This is a genomic window from Gemmobacter nanjingensis (genome assembly GCF_014652195.1).
Taxonomy (GTDB): domain Bacteria; phylum Pseudomonadota; class Alphaproteobacteria; order Rhodobacterales; family Rhodobacteraceae; genus Gemmobacter; species Gemmobacter caeni.
The window spans coordinates 141,746-159,828 of sequence record NZ_BMYI01000006.1 but is presented as its reverse complement, the minus strand read 5'-3'; the positions used below and the strand labels follow the sequence as shown (position 1 = coordinate 159,828).

Here is an 18,083-nt window from a genome sequence, read left to right as displayed (position 1 = left end):
GAATGAAACTTGTGACCTACCGCGCCTCGGTCGAGGCGGCAGCCCGGCTGGGCGTGATCGACGGCGGCTTCGTGGTGGATGCGGGCCGGCTTGGCCTGCCCGACAGCATGCTGGGCCTGATCGAGGCCGGCCCCGCCGCCACCGCAGCACTGCGCGACGCGCTGCCCGCTGCGCCCTGGCAGGCAAAGCTGCCGGTTGAGAATGTGACCCTGCTGGCGCCGATCCCGCGACCGAAAAAGAACATCTTCGGCATCGGCCTCAACTATGTCGAACATGTCGCCGAAAGCGCCAAGTCGCTGGACACGTCGAAGGATCTGCCGAAACAGCCGGTGATCTTCTCGAAACCGCCGACCACGGTCATCGCGCCGGGCGAGCCGATCCGCCACAATGGCAAGCTGACCCAGCAGCTTGACTGGGAGGTGGAGCTTGCCTGCATCATCGGCACCCGCGCCACCCGTGTGGCGCGCGCCGATGCCCTGGCGCATGTCTTTGGCTATTCGGTGATGATCGACGTTTCCGCCCGCGACAACCGTCGCGCCGGGCAATGGATCGTCTCAAAAGGCATGGACAGCTTCGCCCCCTTCGGCCCCTGCATCGTCACCGCCGACGAAATCCCCGACCCGCAGACATTGGACCTCTGGCTGACGGTGAACGGGGTTGAAAAGCAGCGCTCCAACACCCGGCACATGCTGTTCAAGGTTGATGAGCTGATCGCCGACATCAGTGCGGGCATCACGCTGGAGCCGGGTGACATCATCGCGACCGGCACGCCGGAAGGTGTGGGCGCAGGTCGCACGCCACAGGAATGGATGAAGCCCGGTGATACCATCGTGGCCACGGTGGAAGGCATCGGCACCCTGCGCCACCCGGTGATCGACGCAATCAACCTCTGATCCTTGCCCTTCTCATCTGTTCAAAAATATCCTCGGGGGGGGCTCGGGGGCGGACAGCCCCCTGGCCGTTTTAACGGGAAGCACCACATGACCCTGAAAGTCGCCGTCGCACAACTTGCCTCCGATCCGCTGTCGGCGCTGAACGCCGCGGAAAAGGCCGCTGCCGCTGTCCGTGAGGCCGCAGGGCAGGGGGCCCGCCTGATCGTCTTTCCCGAAGCCTATCTGGGCGGCTACCCCAAGGGCGCCAGCTTCGGCGCCCCGATCGGGATGCGCAAACCCGAGGGGCGCGCGGCCTTCGCCCGTTATCACGCGGCGGCCATTGATCTCGACGGGCTGGAACTGGCGCTGCTGGCCGAAGCCTGCGCCGATACCGGCGCCTTCGTCGTGGTCGGCGTGATCGAACGCGATGGCGCCACGCTTTACTGCACCGCCGTCTATCTGGACGGCGCGAAAGGCGTGGTCGGCAAGCATCGCAAGCTGATGCCCACCGCCGCCGAGCGGCTGGTCTGGGGCTTCGGCGACGGCTCCACCATGCCTGCTTTCAAGACCGATTTCGGCACCATCGGCGCGGTGATCTGCTGGGAAAACTATATGCCCGCCCTGCGGATGCATATGTATGACCAGGGCGTCACGCTTTACTGCGCCCCCACCGCCGACGACCGCGACACCTGGCTGCCGACCATGCGCCACATCGCGATGGAAGGCCGCTGCTTTGTGCTGACCGCCTGCCAGCACATCACCCGCGCCGCCTTCGGGCCGGACCATGAAAGCGCGCTGGGTGACGACCCCGATACGGTGATGATGCGCGGCGGATCGGCCATTGTCGGGCCGCTGGGGCAGGTGCTGGCCGGGCCGGATTTCAACGGCGAGACCATCCTTTACGCCGATCTCGACACCGCCGAAGTGATGCGCGCCAAGTTTGACTTCGACGTCACCGGCCATTACGCCCGTCCCGATGTGTTCCGGCTGGAGGTGGATACCCGCCCGAAACGCGCCGTGACAAAGGTGGAATGAATGCGCTTTGACCTCGACAAGATCGACACCGCCGTTGCCTATAAGCTGATGGCGGCGACGGTGGTGCCCCGGCCGATCGGCTGGGTTACGACATTGGACCGCGAAGGCCGGATCAACGCCGCGCCTTACAGCTTTTTCAACGTCATGGGGACCGAGCCGCCGGTGGTGGCGCTGGGTATCCTTGGCGACGCGCAGCGTGGCTTCAAGGACAGTGCGCGCAATATCCTCGACACCGGGGAGTTTGTGGTGAACCTCGTGCCCGAGGCGCTGGCGCCGCAGATGAATGTGACCGCCGTCGATGCCCCGCCGGGGGTGGACGAGCTTGAACTCGCGGGCCTCACCCCGGCGCTGTCCGCTCATGTGAAGCCGCCGCGCATTGCCGAAAGCCCGGTCAGCTTTGAATGCGTCAACCATTCAACCGTGGTGACCGGCCCGCATCAGGCGCTTGTGGTGGGTCGGGTGCTCGCCATCCATATCGCCGATGCCTTTGTAAAGGACGCCGCGCGCGGCCATGTCGACACGCCCGGCCTGAACCTCGTCGGCCGTGGCTTCGGCGCGACCTATATCCGCAGCCAGGATACGTTTGAAATGCCGCGCCCGACCTGGGCAACCTTCAAACGCTCGTCATGACCTTTTGCGCGCCCAGCCAGCCCATGAGGATGGCGGGCGCATTGGTATTGCCTGCGATCAGATTGGGGAAGCTGGAGGCGTCGATGACCCGCAGCGCCTCTACCCCCCGCGCGCGAAGCAGCGGGTCCAGAACGCTGGTCGCCGCATCGCTGCCCATCCGACAGGTGCAGGAGGGGTGATAGACCGTGCCCGAACGTTTGCGGAAATCCTCGATCAGTGCCGCATCGGTGCGGACCTCCGGCCCGGGGCGCAGTTCCTCGGCGATCACCGCCGCCATGGCGGGCTGTGCCGCCAGATGCCGCAGGTATTTCACTGCCAGCAGCATCTCCGCCACATCGTGATCGGTGCTGAAGGCATTGGCGACGATTTCAGGATGGGCAAGCGGATCGGGCGATTTCAGCCGGATATGCCCGCGCGAGGTCGGACGGCAGTTCGACAGACCCAGTGACAGGCCGGGGAAGGGATCGGGCGTCAGGATCGGGCGCTCACCGTCCCTTGGCAGCAGCGTGGAAAACGCCTGCATGTAAAGCTGCATGTTCGGGCGCGGCTCGGCGGCGCTGGTGCGAAAGAAACCGCCCGCATGGTTGATGGATTTCGCCAGCGGCCCGCCGCCTCCAAGGAAATACTGCATTCCTGCCCGCAGCTTGCCCCACCATGGGCGCAGCTCGTCATTATAGGTCGGCACCTTCATGCGGAAGGTGTAGTTGATGCCCTGATGGTCGCTCAGATGCGCGCCGACATTCGGGTTGTCATGCAGGACCGGGATGCCCAGCCCCTGCAACAATGCGCCCGGCCCGATGCCCGACAGTTGCAGAAGCTGAGGTGAGTTCACGGCACCGCCTGACAGGATGACCTCGCCTTTCGTCCGCAGGCTGCGGGTCACACTACCCTGCCGGTATTCCACCCCTACCGCGCGGCGGCCCTCGAACAGCACCCGTGTCACCTGCGCCTTTGTGATGACTCGCAGGTTTGGCCGCTTCATGGCCGGGCGCAGAAAGGCCCGCGCCGCCGAATTGCGCCGCGCGCCCTTGATCGTCATCTGATAGACGCCGGCACCTTCCTGTGACAGGCCATTGAAATCGGGGGTGGTGGGCAGCCCCGCCTCGGCGCAGGCTTCCAGATAATTATGGACCAGCGGGTGCAGGCCCTTCCGGTTGGCCGAGATGAACAAGGGCCCGCCCCGGCCACGAAACACATCCGCCCCGGCCTCGTTATCCTCGATGGCGCGATAGGCGGGCAGGGCATCGGACCAGCCCCAACCTGGTGCTGCTTCCCCCCATTCCTCGTAATCGGCGTGATGCCCCCGGATCCAGACCATCGCATTGATCGAGGATGAGCCCCCCAGCAGCCGCCCCCGCGGCCAGTGATCGCGCTGGCCCGCCAAACCTGGGTCAGGTTCGGTCTTGTAAAGCCAGTTCACGGCTGGATCATAGAAGAGCTTGCCATAACCCAATGGAAGCTGAACATAAAAACGCTGATCTGTTCCACCCGCTTCGATCAGTGTGACACGGTACTTGCCGGATTCTGTCAAGCGGTAAGCCAGCGCACAGCCCGCCGAGCCTGCCCCTACGATAATGAAATCGCTGTCGTCCATGGCGCCGTCACCCTGCCGTTTCAGGCAAGACTAACGGTTTGCCTGACGCCGGCCTTCCTTGTCTGCGACGTAAAATGTCGCAGACGGGTCAGGGTTCCACCGCGAATTCCGGTGCATGATGAACTGGGAAATTCACCGATCGCGCGATGAAACACACCTCCGGGATACGATGATGCAGGGCTTCGGCGCGGGCCAGATCGGTGCCCGCCGCGACGCGGATGCGGGGGCGCAGCGTTGCGGCGATAAACCGGCCGGCGCCGCCCGGCCCGACCTCGCCCTGGCCGACCGGATCATCCTCGTAGCCGGTCACAATAACCCCGGCCTCTGCCGCATAATGCAGATACCATAGCATATGGCACGCGCTCAGTGCGGACAGAAGCAGATCCTCCGGGTTCATTTTGCCCCGGTCACCGCCCAGAAGCGGATCGTTGGAACAATGCACCACCGGCTTGCCTGGCACCGCGATATCCCAGGTCCGGTCATAGCCGCGATAGGTGGCCGTCCCGGCACCGCGATTGCCGGTCCAGCGGATATGGCTGGTGTAGTCATGCGTCATGGTCGCTTCCCTCCCCGGTCGAATCGTGTATACATGTATACATAACGAAAGAACAGCCATGGCCCTGATCGAAACCCTGCGCCGCGATATTCTCGCCGGAACGATCCCACCCGGCAGCCTGCTGATGCAGACCGAACTGGCCGCCCGCTTTGGCGTCAGCCGCATTCCGGTGCGCGATGCCTTGCAGGCGCTGGCGGCGGAGCGTCTGGTGACTGTGGTGCCGGGCAAGGGTGCGCGGGTGATCCGCCTCGGGCCACAGGAACTGGCCGAGGTTTATGATCTGCGCATCCTGATGGAATGTGATCTGATCCACCGCGCGGCGCGTCGCACCACAGAGGCGCAGCGCGATGAGGCTGCGTATGTGCTGGCCCGGTCAGACCTTGAAGCCGGGCGCCCGGGGTGGGAGGCGGGAGATCGCGCCTTCCACATGTCGCTTTATGCGCCCGCGGAACGCCCGCGCCAGATCGCGCTCGTCCACGAACTGCGTGACACCGCAGCGCTTCATCTAGCACAATATCAAGTACTTGCAGAAAATACCTCGCGCTGGCTGGACGACCATCACCAGATATTCAACGCATGGCAGGCCGGGCAGGCCGCCAGCGCCGCGGCCTTGCTTGCAGCGCATCTGACTGCCGCACGCGATCACCTGCTGCAGCTGGTTACCGCTCAGACGCGGTAGTAATCGCGATACCAGTCGACGAAGCGCCGCACCCCCTCGCGGATGTCGGTCCGTGGCAAGGGCCCGGTCAGCGCCTCGATCAGCGTCGCATCGGCCCAGGTTGCAGGGACGTCGCCGGGTTGCATCGGCATCAGGTTCTTCCGTGCTTCGGCTCCCGTCGCGGCCTCGATGGCTGCCACGAACTCCATCAACTGTACCGGCGCGCCGTTGCCGATATTCACCACGCGCCACGGAGCCACCGGCGACAGGCTGTCGAACGCGCCTGCGGCCTTAGTTCCCGGCACTGCTGCGATCAGCCGCTCGATCCCGATCGCCAGATCGTCGATATAGGTGAAATCGCGCCGCATATCGCCATGGTTATAAACGTCAATGGCCTCGCCCGCGAGGATCGCCTTCACAAACTTGAACAGCGCCATATCGGGCCGCCCCCAGGGCCCGTAAACCGTGAAGAAGCGGAACATTGTGGTCGGCAGCCCGTACAGATGGGCATAGCTGTGCGCCATTGCCTCGGTCGCCTTCTTGGTCGCGGCATAGAAGCTCATCTGATGGTCGGCCTTATGCGTTTCGGCATAGGGCATCTCGGTATTCGCGCCGAAAACCGAAGAGGTCGATGCCAGCAGCAGATGCTGTGGCGGGAAAGCCCGCGCGGCCTCCAGAACCTCGAAAGTTCCGATGAGATTGGCATCAACATAGGATCGCGGTGCCTCGATGGAATAACGCACCCCGGCCTGCGCCGCGAGATGCACGATCACATCGGGGCGGAACTCCTCGACCAGGCCGCGCACCAGCCCAGGTGCCTCCAGCAGCCCTTCGACCGCCCGAAAGCCCTGATTCTGCCGCAACATCGCGTGGCGGCGCTCTTTCAGCGCCACATCATAATAATCGCTCATCCCGTCGAGGCCCAACACCTGCCAGCCCGCGTCGAGCAACCTCTGACTCAGGTGATAGCCGATGAATCCGGCCGATCCGGTGATGAAAATCTTGCCCGCCATGCCTTGCCCCTGCTTCTTGTCACAAATACTCTGGGGTCCGGGGCAGCGCCCCGGGGCCTCCGTCTCAGAACCGCGTCACCGCATAGGGCGCCACGTCCAGATCCGTCTGCCGCCCCGCTGCAATATCCGCCACGATCCGCGCCGTGATCGGGGCCAAAGTCAAGCCGATATGGCCATGACCATAGGCATGGATCACGTCATTGCCTGCGCGCGAGGGCGAAATCACCGGCAGGCTGTCCGGCATCGAAGGGCGGAAACCCATCCAGTCCCGGCTGGGCGTGCCCAGATCGGGGAAAATCGCGCGAGCGCCTTCCACCAGCCGGGCGATGCGATGGGGCGAAGGTGGTGCGGTCAGCCCTCCCAGTTCCACCGTGCCCGCCACCCGCAACCGCCCCGACATCGGACACAGGTAGAAGCCCCGCGTGGTGGGGCAGGTGGGGCGGGTCAGGCGCGGGCGCTCCATGTCCCATTCCACATGATAGCCACGTTCAGTATCCAGCGGCACCCGGTCGCCGGCCTGCGCGGCCAGTGCGCGGCTATGGGCTCCGGCGGCGATGACCACCTGTCGCGCATGCAGCCGCAGGCCCGGTCCCTGCACCAGAATCCCGTCGAACTGCCGTGAAAGGTTTTCGGCCCGGTGGTGCAGATGCGGCACCCCCAGCGCGGTCAGCCGTGCCGCCAGCCGCCGCATCATTTCGCCGGGGTCCGACAGGAAGGTGGCCTGCGGGAAATAGGCCGCGCCCCCCTCTACCACCGGCAGACCCGGCTCCATGGCGCTGAACGCCTCGGGGCGCAGCAGTTCCACCTCGATCCCCAGCGTGCGGCGGGCGGTCATGTCGCGCCCGGCAGCGCGGAAGGCGGCGGCAGTTTCGTAAAGGTAAAGGCAACCACGATGCTGCAACAGCGCGCTGCCGCCGATCTCGGCCGCGAAATCGCGCCAGCGCGCATTGGCGGACCCCACCAGCGCCGCAATTGCCTGCGCATTGCGCGCGGCTGCACCTGGCAGGCTCTGCCGGGCAAAACGCAAAAGCCACGGTGCCAGAGTCGGCAGTGCGGCATGGCGGATCGCCAGCGGCGAATTGCGGTCAAACAGCAGCGCGGGCAGGTTTTTCAGCACATCGGGCGTGCCGACTGGCTGCACGGCGTAATCGGCGATGGTGCCCGCATTGCCGTAAGACGCGCCCATTCCCGGCGCACCGGGATCGACGATGACGACCTCGCGCCCCTCCTGCACCAGTTGCAGCGCCACGGCCATGCCGATGGAGCCCGCACCCAGGACGGCGATGTCGGTCGTGTGATGTTCGGTCATCTTCGCCCCGGAATGGCCGGGTGACGTAGGCGTCACCCGGCGCTTTCCTTACATGCAGGCGGCGTAAAGCGCACGGGTATTCTCGCGCGTCATCTCAATCGGATTGCCGCCGCAGGACGGGTCTTCCAGCGCCATTTCGGTCAGCTCGTCCAGTCGCGCGGCCTCGACGCCCATTGCGGTCAGGTTGGCCGGGATGTTGAGCTTGGTGCGCAGGTCCATCACGGCGGCGCGGAAGCCATCGAACCCGCCTGCGATGCCCAGATAGGCGGCGGCTTTCCCGATCCGGTCCTCAATGGCGCTGCGATTGAAATCCAGCACCATCGGCATGACGACGGCATTGGTGGTGCCGTGATGGGTGTTGTAGACCGCGCCCACCGGATGCGACAGCGAATGGATGGCGCCAAGCCCTTTCTGGAAGGCCACCGCGCCCATGGCGGCCGCGCTCATCATATGGGCACGGGCGTCCAGGTTGCCGGGATTTTCATAGACTTCCACAAGGTTTTCGAACACCAGCCTCATGCCTTCCAGCGCGATGCCCTGCGACATCGGGTGGTAGAACGGGCTGCAATAGGCCTCAAGGCAATGCGCCAGCGCATCCATGCCTGTGCCTGCGGTGATGAACTTCGGCATCCCCACGGTCAGCGCCGGGTCGCAGATCGTGACCGCCGGCATCAGCTTCGGATGGAAGATGATCTTCTTCTTGTGGGTCTGCGAATTGGTCAGCACGCCCGCGCGCCCGACCTCGGAGCCGGTGCCGGCGGTGGTGGGCACCGCGATGATCGGGGCGATCTTGTCGGCATCGGCGCGGGTATACCAGTCGTCGATGTCTTCCAGATCCCAGACGCTCAGACCCGCGTCCTGATGCGCCATCAGGGCGATCATCTTGCCCAGATCCAGCGCCGAGCCGCCGCCAAAGCAGATCACGCCGTCATGGTTGCCCGCAAGATAGGTCTTGATCCCTGCGGCCATGTTGATTTCGTTCGGGTTCGGGTCCACGTCCGAAAACAGCGCCTCGCCCAGACCGGCGGCCTTGAGAATGCCAAGCGCCTCGGCGGTGATCGGCAGGCTGGCCAGTGCGCGGTCGGTCACCAGCAGGGGCCGGGTGATGCCCGCTGCCTTGCAATGATCGGCCAGTTCTGAAATCCGGCCCACGCCGAATTTCATGGCCGTCGGGTAAGACCAGTTCCGGTTCGGAACGTTATGGGTCATTTCGTCACCTTTTTCAGATGGTAGGATTTCGGCCGCGTGACCGAATAGAAGCCAAGGAAAGACAGAGAGCCACCGCGCCCGGTATCCTTGCAGCCGGTCCAGCACAGGGCCGGGTCAAGGAAGTCGCAGCGGTTCATGAAGATGGTGCCGGTTTCGATCTGCGCGCCGATCTCGGCGGCGGCTTCCGCATCTGCGGTCCAGATCGAGGCGGTCAGGCCATAGGGGGAATCGTTCATCAATTTGATGGCCTCGGCATCGTCCTTCACCGGCATGATGCCGACAACCGGGCCGAAGCTTTCCTCCATCATTACCCGCATGGAATGATCGACGTTCACGAGGATCTGCGGCGCGAGATAGGCGCCGCCGTCATCGGCGGGGAAGGCGGCCGGGTCGATCAGGGGCTTGGCCCCTGCTGCGATGGCCTCGGCCACCTGCGCGCGCACCGTGGCGGCGAAGCGCTTGTTCGCCATCGGCCCGAGCGTGCTGGCGGCATCGAACGGATTGCCAAGCTTCAGCCCGTCGACCCATTTCACCGCCTTTTCCACGAAGGCATCGTAAAGGCTTTCGTGGACATAGATGCGCTCGATCCCGCAGCAGCATTGCCCGGCGTTATACATTGCGCCGTCCATCAGGCTGTCCACTGCCGCATCCAGATCGGCGTCGGCGCGGACATAGCCGGGGTCTTTGCCGCCCAGTTCCAGCCCCGTCGCGGTAAAGGTGCCCGCCGCTGCCTTCTCGATGGCAGCACCCCCACCGACCGAGCCGGTGAAGTTGATGAAGTTGAACGCCCGCGCGCCGATCAGCGCCTCGGTGGTGGCGTGGTCCAGCACGACATTCTGGAACACATCTTCCGGTACGCCTGCGGCATGGAAGGCCTCGGCCAGACGCTCGCCGACCTTCAGGGTCTGGCTGGCATGTTTCAGCACCACACTGTTGCCGGCGATCAGCGCCGGGGCCAGCGTGTTGATGGTGGTGAGGTAGGGGTAGTTCCACGGCGCGATGATGAAGACCACGCCCACTGCCTCGCGCGCGAGGTAGCGGGTGAAGCGCTCACTGTCCTCGACCACCACGGGCGCAAGGGTCTTGGCCGCAATCTCGGCCATGTAGTTGGTGCGGTCGATCACGCCGCCCCATTCGCCACCGAACCGGGTCGGGCGGCCCATTTGCCAGGCCAGTTCCTCGACCAGAACGTCTTTCTTTTCCATCAGCTTGTCGACACCGGCCTTGACCAGCGCGATGCGATCCTCCAGCGGGCGCGCGGCCCAGGCCTTTTGCGCGGCCTTCGCCCGCGCGGTGGCGGCAAAGGCATCGTCCCGCGACAGTGGCTGGCGTTCCAGCCAGACCGAGCCGTCCACGGGCGAGATCAGTTGAATCGGTTTCATCCTCGTCGTCCTTCAAGCGCGCCCGCAGGCGCCGGTTGTCTCTTACGCCCGGTCAAAGCCGCGCTGGCGTTCCCAGTCGGTCACCACGCGGTTCTGTTCGTGCAATTCCCATTCGGCGGCGTGGACATAGTGGTCGACCACCTCGTCGCCAAAGGCCGCGCGCAGCATGGCCGACCCACGCAGCGCCGCCGCAGCCGCGCCCAGCGTGTTCGGGATCTCGCGCACATTGTCGGCGGCATACATGTCGCCCGTCATTTCGGGTTCCAGTTCCATCTTGCCCTCGATCCCCGCAAGGCCCGCCGCCAGCAGGGCGGCACAGGCAAGATAGGGGTTCAGATCGGCGCCGCCGATGCGACATTCCACCCGCACGGCCTTTGTATTCTCGCCGCAGACGCGGAATCCGGCGGTGCGGTTGTCGCGGCTCCAGACCGCCTTGGTCGGGGCGAACATGCCGACGACAAAGCGTTTGTAGCTGTTGACATAGGGGGCGAGGAAATAGGTCAGCTCCGCCGCATGGGCCAGTTGCCCGGCCATATACTGCTTCATCAGCGCGCTCATGCCATGCGCATCGGCCTCGTCGCGGAAGGCGGGCTTGCCGTCTTGCCACAGCGACTGGTGGACATGGCTGCTTGAACCCGCCTTGCGGTGGTCATATTTGGCCATGAAGGTGACGCTGGCGCCATGCCGAAGCGCAATCTGCTTCACCCCCAGCTTGATGATGGCGTGCATGTCCGAGGTATCGAGCGCGTCGGAATATTTCGCGTTGACCTCCTCCTGCCCGGCATCGGCCTCACCCTTGGAGCATTCGATCGGGATGCCCGCGTTCCACAGTCCGTTGCGGATGTCGCGCATGATCGGCTCATCCGCCGAGGTGCCCCAGATCGAATAATCGACATTGTGACGCGCTTTCGGTGTGGGAAGCGGAAAGCCGCGGTCGTGCAGATCGGCGAAGGTTTCGTCGAAAAGGAAGAACTCCAGTTCGGTCGCCATCATGGCGTCAAAGCCCATGGCCCTGGCGCGCTCCACCTGACGTTTCAGGATGGCGCGGGGCGAATGCGGCACCGGCTTGTGGGTGTGGTGGTCCAGCACGTCGCACATCACCATGGCCGTGCCCGGCGCCCAGGGCAGGCGGCGCAGCGTGGCCAGATCGGGCTTCATCACATAATCGCCATAGCCCGCCTCCCAGGAGGTGCTGCGATAGCCCGGCACGGTATACATCTCCATGTCCGTGGCGAGCAGATAGTTGCAGCAATGTGTCTCGTCATGGGCGCCGTCGATGAAATGTTGCGCGACGAAACGCTTGCCCATCAGGCGCCCCTGCATATCCACGATGCAGGTGGCAACGGTGTCGATTTCTCCGGCCGCGACGGCGGCTTTCAGGGCGTCGAAGGTGAGGTTGGCGGGCATGTCTGGCCTCGTATCTCAGAAAAGGGGGAGGGGGTTCAGGCGGGTGCGGAAGGCGCCACCGCCGAACTCGGGCTTTCTGGGCCAGCAACAGGGGCGCAGCAGGGCCAAGGCCATCTCTCTCCTCCACCGGGTCACAAGGGACCGGAATTTGATCATATATAGTGCGGGGCGGGGGCGCGCAATGGCGCCCCCGGCCCGGTGTCAGTAGCGATAGGGCGGGCCTGCCTGCACCATGGTCTCGTTGTATTTCTTGATGATCTCGACGACCTTGGCCTTGGTTTCGCTTTCGGTCGCGACCTCGTCCCAGAACTTCACGGCGGCATCCTGAACGGTCTGCCATTCCGCATCGGGGATGGTGGTCAGCTTCAGCTTGCCCCCATTGATCCGCAGATCGGCCTCGCCCGCCCAATACCAGTGCTGGCGATAATAGTGCGACTGCTCGAAACAGGTTTCCAGCAGCTTTTGCAGATGCGGCGGCACGGCATTCCAGCGGTCCATATTGGCGAAGAAATGCCCGATCCACGCGCCCGAGATGTTGTTGGTCAGGAAGTAGTCGGTCACATTGGCCCAGCCCACCGTGTAAACTTCGGTGATGCCAGACCATGCCAGACCGTCCAGTTCGCCGGTTTGCAGCGCGACTTCCACGTCTTCCCACGGCAGGGTGACCGGCACGACGCCGAATTGCGCAAGGAAGCGCCCGGCGGTCGGGAAGGTGAAGATGCGCAGGCCCTTGAGATCCTCAAGGCTGTTGATCGGTTTCTTGGTCGAGAAGTTGCAGGGGTCCCACGACCCGGCAGAAATATGCTTTACCCCGACGGCGGCATATTCCTCTTCCCAGATCTGCTTCAGACCGTATTTGTTGAACAGCGCCGGTACGTCGAGGCTGTAACGCAGCGCCATCGGGAAATAGCCACCGAATACGGTGACTTCGGTGGGCGAGGCCATGGAGTCGTCATCCGACTGCACACAGTCGATGGTGCCCGACTGCATGGCCTGAAACAGCTCTGCCGTGGGGACAAGCTGGTCTGAATAGTAAAGCTCGATCTCCATCTGGCCTTGCGCGATTTCGTTGAACGCGTCGACCGCCGGTTTCACCACATGCTCGCCCAGGGCAGCACCGGCATAGGTCTGCATGCGCCATTTGATCGGCGCCTGCGCGCGCCCCACCGAGGGGGCGGCAAGGGCCGCCGCGCCGCCAAGCGCGCCGGTGGTCAGGAACTTCCGTCTCGTCGTCATCGTGAACCTCCGTTGGGATTGTCAGGATGCGGGGGCGGTGCGGCCGCCCCTCGCCGGGTTGTTATTGGCCGTAGATCGTCTGTGGCAGCCACAGCGCGATCTGCGGAAAGATCATCACCAGCGCCAGCGCAATGGCCATCATCACCACGAAGGGCGTCACCGAACGGTAGATGTCCAGCATGGTAATCTCGCGCGGGGCGAAGGCCCGCATCAGGAACAGGTTGTAGCCGAAGGGGGGCGTCAGATAGGCGATCTGACAGGTGATGGTGTAAAGCACGCCATACCAGATCAGCACCTGATCGGGCGGCAGGCCCAGATCCAGCTGCGCCACCAGCGGCACATAAAGCGGCGCCACGATCACCAGCATGGCGGTATCGTCAAGGAACATCCCCATCAGCAGGAACGAAAGCTGCATCAGGATCAGGATGGTCCACGGGCCCATGTGCAGGCGGTCGACGAACAGGCCCTCAATGGCCTTCACCGCCCCCAGCCCGTCAAACACCGCGCCGAAGGACAGGGCCGCGAGGATGATCCACATGAACATGCAGGAAATGCCCAGCGTGTTGCGGGTGGCGACCTCGAACACCTGACGGGTGAAGCGGCGCTTGATCACGGCGGCCAGCGTGGTCGTGGCGACCCCGATGACCGAGCTTTCCACCAGCGAGGTATAGCCCTTCACGAAAGGCACCATCATGGCGGCGAAGATGAACAGCGGCAGCAGGCCGGCCCCGAGGAGGCGCATCTTCTCGGCGCTGGTGATGGCCGCGCGTTCCTCGGCATCGAGGGCCGGGCCAAGGCGCGGCGACAGGCGGCAGCGCAGTGCGATGTAAAGGATGAACAGCGCCGCCATCAGCAGCCCCGGCACGATCCCGGCAAGCCAGAGCTGGCTGACCGGCGCGCGGGCGATCATCGCGTAAAGCACCAGCACGACCGAGGGCGGGATCAGGATGCCAAGGCTCGACCCGGCCTGAATGACGCCGGTCACCATGCGCTTGTCATAGCCGCGCCGCAACAGTTCGGGCAGGGCAATGGTCGAGCCGATGGCCATGCCCGCCACCGAAAGCCCGTTCATCGCGGAAATCAGCACCATCAGCAGGATCGTCCCGATGGCAAGCCCGCCGGGCACCGGCCCGAACCAGACGTGGAACATCCGGTACAGGTCTTCTGCGAGCCGCGTTTCGCTCATGACATAGCCCATGAAGACGAACATCGGCAGCGTCAGCATCGGATACCATTTCATCAGCTTCATGGCGGCCGAAAAGCCCATTTGCTGCCCGCCGGTGCCCCAAAGCGCCAGCGAGGCTACCACGGCGACGAAGCCGATGATGCCGAAGACCCGCTGCCCGGTCATCATCAGGAGCAGCATGGTCGAGAACATCAGAAGGGCAATCATCTCCTGCGGCATCAGATCTCCTCCCCGCGCAGGGTGGCAATGTCGCGGATGAGATAAACGAGCGATTGCAGGAACATCAGGATGAAGCCCAGAAACATGGTGATCTTGATTGGCCAGAGATAGGGGCGCCAGGCGGTCGGCGACCGCTCCAGCCGGCCGATCTGCGGCAGAAGCGCGCCTTCAGGCCATTTCAGGGTCAGCGAATAGGCCAAGCTTTCCCAGGCCCCCCAGACCATGACGGCCAGATAGAACATCAGCGCCAGCACGGTGAAGGCATCAAAGGCGGCGCGGGTGCGGTCGTTCCAGCGCGAATAGGCAAGATCCATCCGCACATGGCTGCCCATCTGCATCGAATAGGGGCCACCCAGGATGTAATAGGCGACCATGATGAACTGAGCCATTTCCAGCGTCCACATCGAGGGCGTGAACGCGGCCTTGGAAATGGCCGACCATGCCAGAACAGCCATCAGCGCGAACAGCAGATACATGGCGAAGCGGCCGATGCCGTGGTTCAGCTTCTCGACCCCGTGCACGAAAGCGACGATCCAGCGCGGCAAGGCTCAGCCCTCCTTCTTCAGGTCGGTCAGGGCGGCGGCGATCACCGGCGCCAGCCGGTCGGCCATCGCCTGTTCCGCCTCGGGCGAGGCGATCAGGTCGTTGCGGATTTCCAGCATGGCATTCGCCAGGCCATAGGGCGTGGCATGCAGGCGCAGCGTATGGGTCACGTCATCGGCCGCCGAATAGGGCGCGTTCAGCCCGCAGGCCAGACCCGATGTCGCCTCGGCCCCGGCGAGGATGGCGCGGGCCAGCCGGTCGTCGGCATCATGGATCACACCGAATTCCACCGCGCGCTTCTGTCCGAAGTAAACCGGGGTGAAGCTGTGGATGGTGACAAGGACGGGGCGGCGCCCCAGCGCGATCCGTTCGGCAATCAGCCCGTGCAGCGCGTCGTGAAACGGCACATAGATCGCCGCAGCCCGCGCTGCGCGTTCCGCGGGCGTAATCGCCGCATTGCCCGGAACCTCGTACACCTCGGATTTCGCAGGCATTGCGCCCGGCATGTCAGGCGCGCGGTTGCAATCATAGATCAGGCGGCTGACCGTGGCGGCAACCGTGGTCGCCCCCAGTCGCACCGCCAGCCCCTGCATCAGCCCCAGCGCGCCGGGGTCCCAGGCGATGTGCGCCTGCCGCTGTTCTGCCGTCAGCCCCAGATCGCCCCAGAGCGCCGGAAAGGTATTGGCGGCATGTTCACAGACGAGGATCAGGTCACTGCCTGCCTCGGCCCGCCCGGTGATCACGGGGGTAAAAATCGCCGGAGCCACGGCCCCGGCCTGCATGTCTGGCTGTGCAGTCATTGCTGCGAGTCATCCCTGTTGTTGCCTTCAGGGTTCACCGCCGACCCGGTTCTGTCAAGAATTTTTCTTCTGCGTAATTTCTGTTACAAATTTTTCCAAACGGGTGCAGAATGATCCCGAACCGGCAGCCGGAGGGCCGCGATGGACGAACAGATCACCATTGAGGACCGGATGCGCGCGGCGCTGCCCGATCTGACCCGCGCGGAACGCCAGCTTGCCACCCATGTGCTGAAGAACTACCCGGTCGCCGCGCTGGGCTCGATCACCACGCTGGCCAAGGCGGCAGAGGTCTCCACGCCCACGGTAGTGCGGCTCTGCCAGAAGCTGGGCTACAAGGGCTATCCCGATTACCAGTCTGCCCTGCGCGGCGAGGTGGAGGCGATGTTGATGTCACCCATCGCCAAGCATGACCGCTGGGCGGGCGGGGTGCCGGATACTCATATCCTCAACCGTTTCGCCGATACGGTGGTGGGCAATCTGCAAGCCACGCTGGGCCAGATCGACCATGCAGAATTCGATGCGGCGGCCAGCCTGCTGGCCGATGGCGACCGTGCGATCTTCGCCATGGGCGGGCGGATCACCCATGCGCTTGCAGATTACTTTGTCACGCTGATGAAGGTGGTGCGTCCCGATGTGACGCTGCTTTCCGGTCTGTCGAACACCTGGCCGCCCGCGTTGCTGGATATGAAGCGCGGTGATGTGCTGCTGGTCTTCGACATCCGGCGTTATGAAAACAGTGTGCTGCAGCTCGTGGAGTTGGCGGTGGAACAGGGGGCCGAGGTCGTTCTGATCACCGACCGCTGGGTCAGCCCCGCCGCCGCCCATGCCCGCCACACGCTTGCCGCCCACATCGAGGCGCCAAGCGCATGGGACAGCATGGTGTCCATTACAGTTCTGGTCGAAACCCTGCTCGCCTCGGTGCAGACCCTGCGCTGGGACGCAACGGAGGCACGGCTGAAGCGGCTGGAAGGGCTTTACGATCGTTCCCGCTTCTTCCGCCGCCCGAGGTGAGCGGCAAAAATCTTCAGCAAGATTTTTACCGCCCCGTTCCCTGCGTCGCTACTGGTTGTCAGGCTGCGCGCGGACCGAGATCCGCCCCAGCCGGGTGATCCGGTAGGGCGCGCCGTTTTCCGAGCCGATCAGCCGCTTGCGGCGCAGGCTCTGGAACACCTGCAAGGTGCAATCGGCAAGGATCATGCCCTCGCGGGTCACGCAGAGCACGGTGTCGATCTTGCGGCCTGTGGCGCGGTCGTGTTCGATCCGGCCACCCTTGGCCAGCACATGCAGAACCCGTTGTTCGGGTCTGGAGATATTCATGGGGTTGTCCGTCAGATAAGGCAAACCATCCGCGCGAGGCTTGGCCCGGCGGATCAGCTTCCCCTTGTCAGGCCAAGGGGTCAGCCCTTGCGCACAGTCTCTGACATAAACTCTCCATCATGCGCATGGCGCGCGCGGCCAATATGGCTGCCTGAAGGGCGATCTTCAATAACCGCGGGTGAGATCCACCTGATGCAGCAGGGGCTCGCCCGCTTCACCGCGCCGGATATTTTCCGCGACCACGCGCGCGGCGGAAGAGGCGCGGGTATCGGCGGCGATATGCGGCGTGACGGTAACGCCGGGGTGGTGGCGGAACGGGTGATCCTCGGGCAGCGGCTCGATGCGGAAGACATCCAGCGTTGCATGCCCCAGCGCGCCGCTATCCAGCGCGGCCAGCAGCGCGTCATCGTCGATCAGCGCGCCGCGACCGGGGTTCACGATCACCGCCCCCTGCGGCAGCCAGGCCAGACGCCGGGCATCCAGCAGGTTTTCGGTCTCAGCGGTGCGGGGCAGCAGCGTCACCACGATTTCGGCCTTGCGGAGCAGCGCCTCCAGCCCCGCCTCGCCGTGATGCGCGGGAATGTCGAGCCCGGTCTTGGCCGAGCGGCTCCAGCCCTCCACAGCGAAGTTCAGGGCTTTCAGCGCGCGGGCGCAGGCGAGGCCCAGCTCGCCCAGCCCCAGCATTGCCACGACACGTTCCCGCGCCAGCGGCGGCACGATCTGTTGCCAGCCCGGGGCGCCCTTGATGTAGCGGTCCATCCCCAGATGGTGCCGCAGCACATGGCCGGTGACATATTCCACCATACCCTCGGTCAGACCCGGATCGACCATGCGGCACAGGGGCTGCGTCAGTGTCGGGTTGCCGACGATCCGTTCGACCCCGGCCCAGAGATTCAGGACCGCGCGGCAGCGGGTGTAAGGGGTGAAATCCTGCAAGGCGCTGCCGGGGGCGTAGACGATATAATCGACCTCTCCGGGCGTGGCCTCAGTCACCAGTGCCGCATCAAGCCCGGCCCCGGCGAAAGCCACCCGCAAATGCGGGCCATATTCCGGCCAGAGCGCCTCACCCGCCGCAAACAGCACCGTCACAGTCATCCGCTTTCCTTCCTCGCCTTGA

General features: G+C 64.5%; 18 protein-coding genes. 5 read left to right on the top strand and 13 right to left on the bottom strand.

Features of this window, described 5'->3' with window-relative positions:
• The first annotated feature begins 2 nt into the window (after positions 1–2).
• The 3 genes from IE126_RS12125 to IE126_RS12115 all read left to right on the top strand — a co-directional run bounded on the left by IE126_RS12125 (position 3) and on the right by IE126_RS12115 (position 2,537).
• A complete protein-coding gene (locus tag IE126_RS12125) occupies positions 3–893 on the top strand; it encodes a fumarylacetoacetate hydrolase family protein (RefSeq protein WP_189381125.1) in 891 nt (296 codons plus the stop codon).
• 87 nt (positions 894–980) lie between these two features.
• Positions 981–1,907, top strand: coding sequence for a carbon-nitrogen hydrolase family protein (locus IE126_RS12120; protein WP_189381124.1), 927 nt, complete (start codon positions 981–983; stop codon positions 1,905–1,907).
• The gene (locus tag IE126_RS12115) at positions 1,908–2,537 is read left to right on the top strand and encodes a flavin reductase family protein (RefSeq protein ID WP_189381123.1); all 630 of its coding nucleotides are present in this window, start codon (positions 1,908–1,910) and stop codon (positions 2,535–2,537) included. It begins immediately after the preceding gene.
• Here IE126_RS12115 and IE126_RS12110 read toward each other — a convergent pair.
• Both IE126_RS12110 and IE126_RS12105 read right to left on the bottom strand, forming a co-directional pair.
• Positions 2,521–4,131 carry a GMC family oxidoreductase gene (locus tag IE126_RS12110; protein ID WP_189381122.1) on the bottom strand — a complete coding sequence of 537 codons (1,611 nt, stop codon included), beginning with the start codon at positions 4,129–4,131 and terminating at the stop codon, positions 2,521–2,523. The two genes, IE126_RS12115 and IE126_RS12110, sit on opposite strands and share 17 nt — an antisense overlap.
• A gap of 88 nt (positions 4,132–4,219) precedes the next feature.
• A complete protein-coding gene (locus IE126_RS12105) occupies positions 4,220–4,687 on the bottom strand; it encodes an OsmC family protein (protein WP_054301114.1) in 468 nt (155 codons plus the stop codon).
• A 58-nt stretch (positions 4,688–4,745) separates the two neighbouring features.
• Between IE126_RS12105 and IE126_RS12100 the strand changes: the two genes are divergently transcribed.
• Complete coding sequence (locus tag IE126_RS12100; RefSeq protein ID WP_189381121.1) at positions 4,746–5,366, top strand: GntR family transcriptional regulator; 621 nt, start codon at positions 4,746–4,748, stop codon at positions 5,364–5,366.
• On the opposite strand, the gene IE126_RS12095 is transcribed toward IE126_RS12100, so the two are convergent.
• The 9 genes from IE126_RS12095 to IE126_RS12055 all read right to left on the bottom strand — a co-directional run bounded on the left by IE126_RS12095 (position 5,354) and on the right by IE126_RS12055 (position 15,649).
• Entirely contained in the window at positions 5,354–6,358 is a 1,005-nt protein-coding gene (locus IE126_RS12095) for an NAD-dependent epimerase/dehydratase family protein (protein WP_189381120.1), read from the bottom strand. The genes IE126_RS12100 and IE126_RS12095 overlap by 13 nt on opposite strands.
• A gap of 64 nt (positions 6,359–6,422) precedes the next feature.
• Positions 6,423–7,667 (bottom strand): NAD(P)/FAD-dependent oxidoreductase, encoded by a 1,245-nt coding sequence (locus IE126_RS12090; protein ID WP_189381168.1) that lies wholly within the window; start codon positions 7,665–7,667, stop codon positions 6,423–6,425.
• A gap of 48 nt (positions 7,668–7,715) precedes the next feature.
• Positions 7,716–8,876, bottom strand: a complete 1,161-nt coding sequence (locus IE126_RS12085; protein ID WP_189381119.1) for an iron-containing alcohol dehydrogenase — start codon at positions 8,874–8,876, stop codon at positions 7,716–7,718.
• On the bottom strand, positions 8,873–10,258 hold the full coding sequence (locus IE126_RS12080; RefSeq protein WP_108130150.1) for an aldehyde dehydrogenase family protein: 1,386 nt from the start codon (positions 10,256–10,258) through the stop codon (positions 8,873–8,875). The genes IE126_RS12085 and IE126_RS12080 overlap by 4 nt, the downstream gene beginning before the upstream one ends.
• Before the next feature lie 42 nt (positions 10,259–10,300).
• Positions 10,301–11,665: a glutamine synthetase family protein gene (locus IE126_RS12075; protein WP_189381118.1), complete on the bottom strand. Its 1,365-nt coding sequence runs from the start codon at positions 11,663–11,665 to the stop codon at positions 10,301–10,303.
• Between the two features lie 201 nt (positions 11,666–11,866).
• Positions 11,867–12,901, bottom strand: coding sequence for a TRAP transporter substrate-binding protein (locus IE126_RS12070; protein ID WP_054301121.1), 1,035 nt, complete (start codon positions 12,899–12,901; stop codon positions 11,867–11,869).
• A gap of 61 nt (positions 12,902–12,962) precedes the next feature.
• Complete coding sequence (locus tag IE126_RS12065; protein WP_108130153.1) at positions 12,963–14,306, bottom strand: TRAP transporter large permease; 1,344 nt, start codon at positions 14,304–14,306, stop codon at positions 12,963–12,965.
• Positions 14,306–14,851, bottom strand: a complete 546-nt coding sequence (locus IE126_RS12060; RefSeq protein WP_054301123.1) for a TRAP transporter small permease subunit — start codon at positions 14,849–14,851, stop codon at positions 14,306–14,308. The genes IE126_RS12065 and IE126_RS12060 overlap by 1 nt, the downstream gene beginning before the upstream one ends.
• A gap of 3 nt (positions 14,852–14,854) precedes the next feature.
• Positions 14,855–15,649 (bottom strand): N-formylglutamate amidohydrolase, encoded by a 795-nt coding sequence (locus IE126_RS12055; RefSeq protein WP_229825435.1) that lies wholly within the window; start codon positions 15,647–15,649, stop codon positions 14,855–14,857.
• 141 nt (positions 15,650–15,790) lie between these two features.
• Between IE126_RS12055 and IE126_RS12050 the strand changes: the two genes are divergently transcribed.
• On the top strand, positions 15,791–16,660 hold the full coding sequence (locus tag IE126_RS12050) for a MurR/RpiR family transcriptional regulator (protein WP_189381117.1): 870 nt from the start codon (positions 15,791–15,793) through the stop codon (positions 16,658–16,660).
• Positions 16,661–16,708: 48 nt separating this feature from the next.
• Here the strand turns inward: IE126_RS12050 and IE126_RS12045 are convergent, their stop codons facing one another.
• The gene (locus tag IE126_RS12045; RefSeq protein ID WP_189381116.1) at positions 16,709–16,966 is read right to left on the bottom strand and encodes a YjhX family toxin; all 258 of its coding nucleotides are present in this window, start codon (positions 16,964–16,966) and stop codon (positions 16,709–16,711) included.
• A 165-nt stretch (positions 16,967–17,131) separates the two neighbouring features.
• On the bottom strand, positions 17,132–18,061 hold the full coding sequence (locus IE126_RS12040) for a 2-hydroxyacid dehydrogenase (RefSeq protein WP_189381115.1): 930 nt from the start codon (positions 18,059–18,061) through the stop codon (positions 17,132–17,134).
• Positions 18,062–18,083 lie beyond the last annotated feature (22 nt).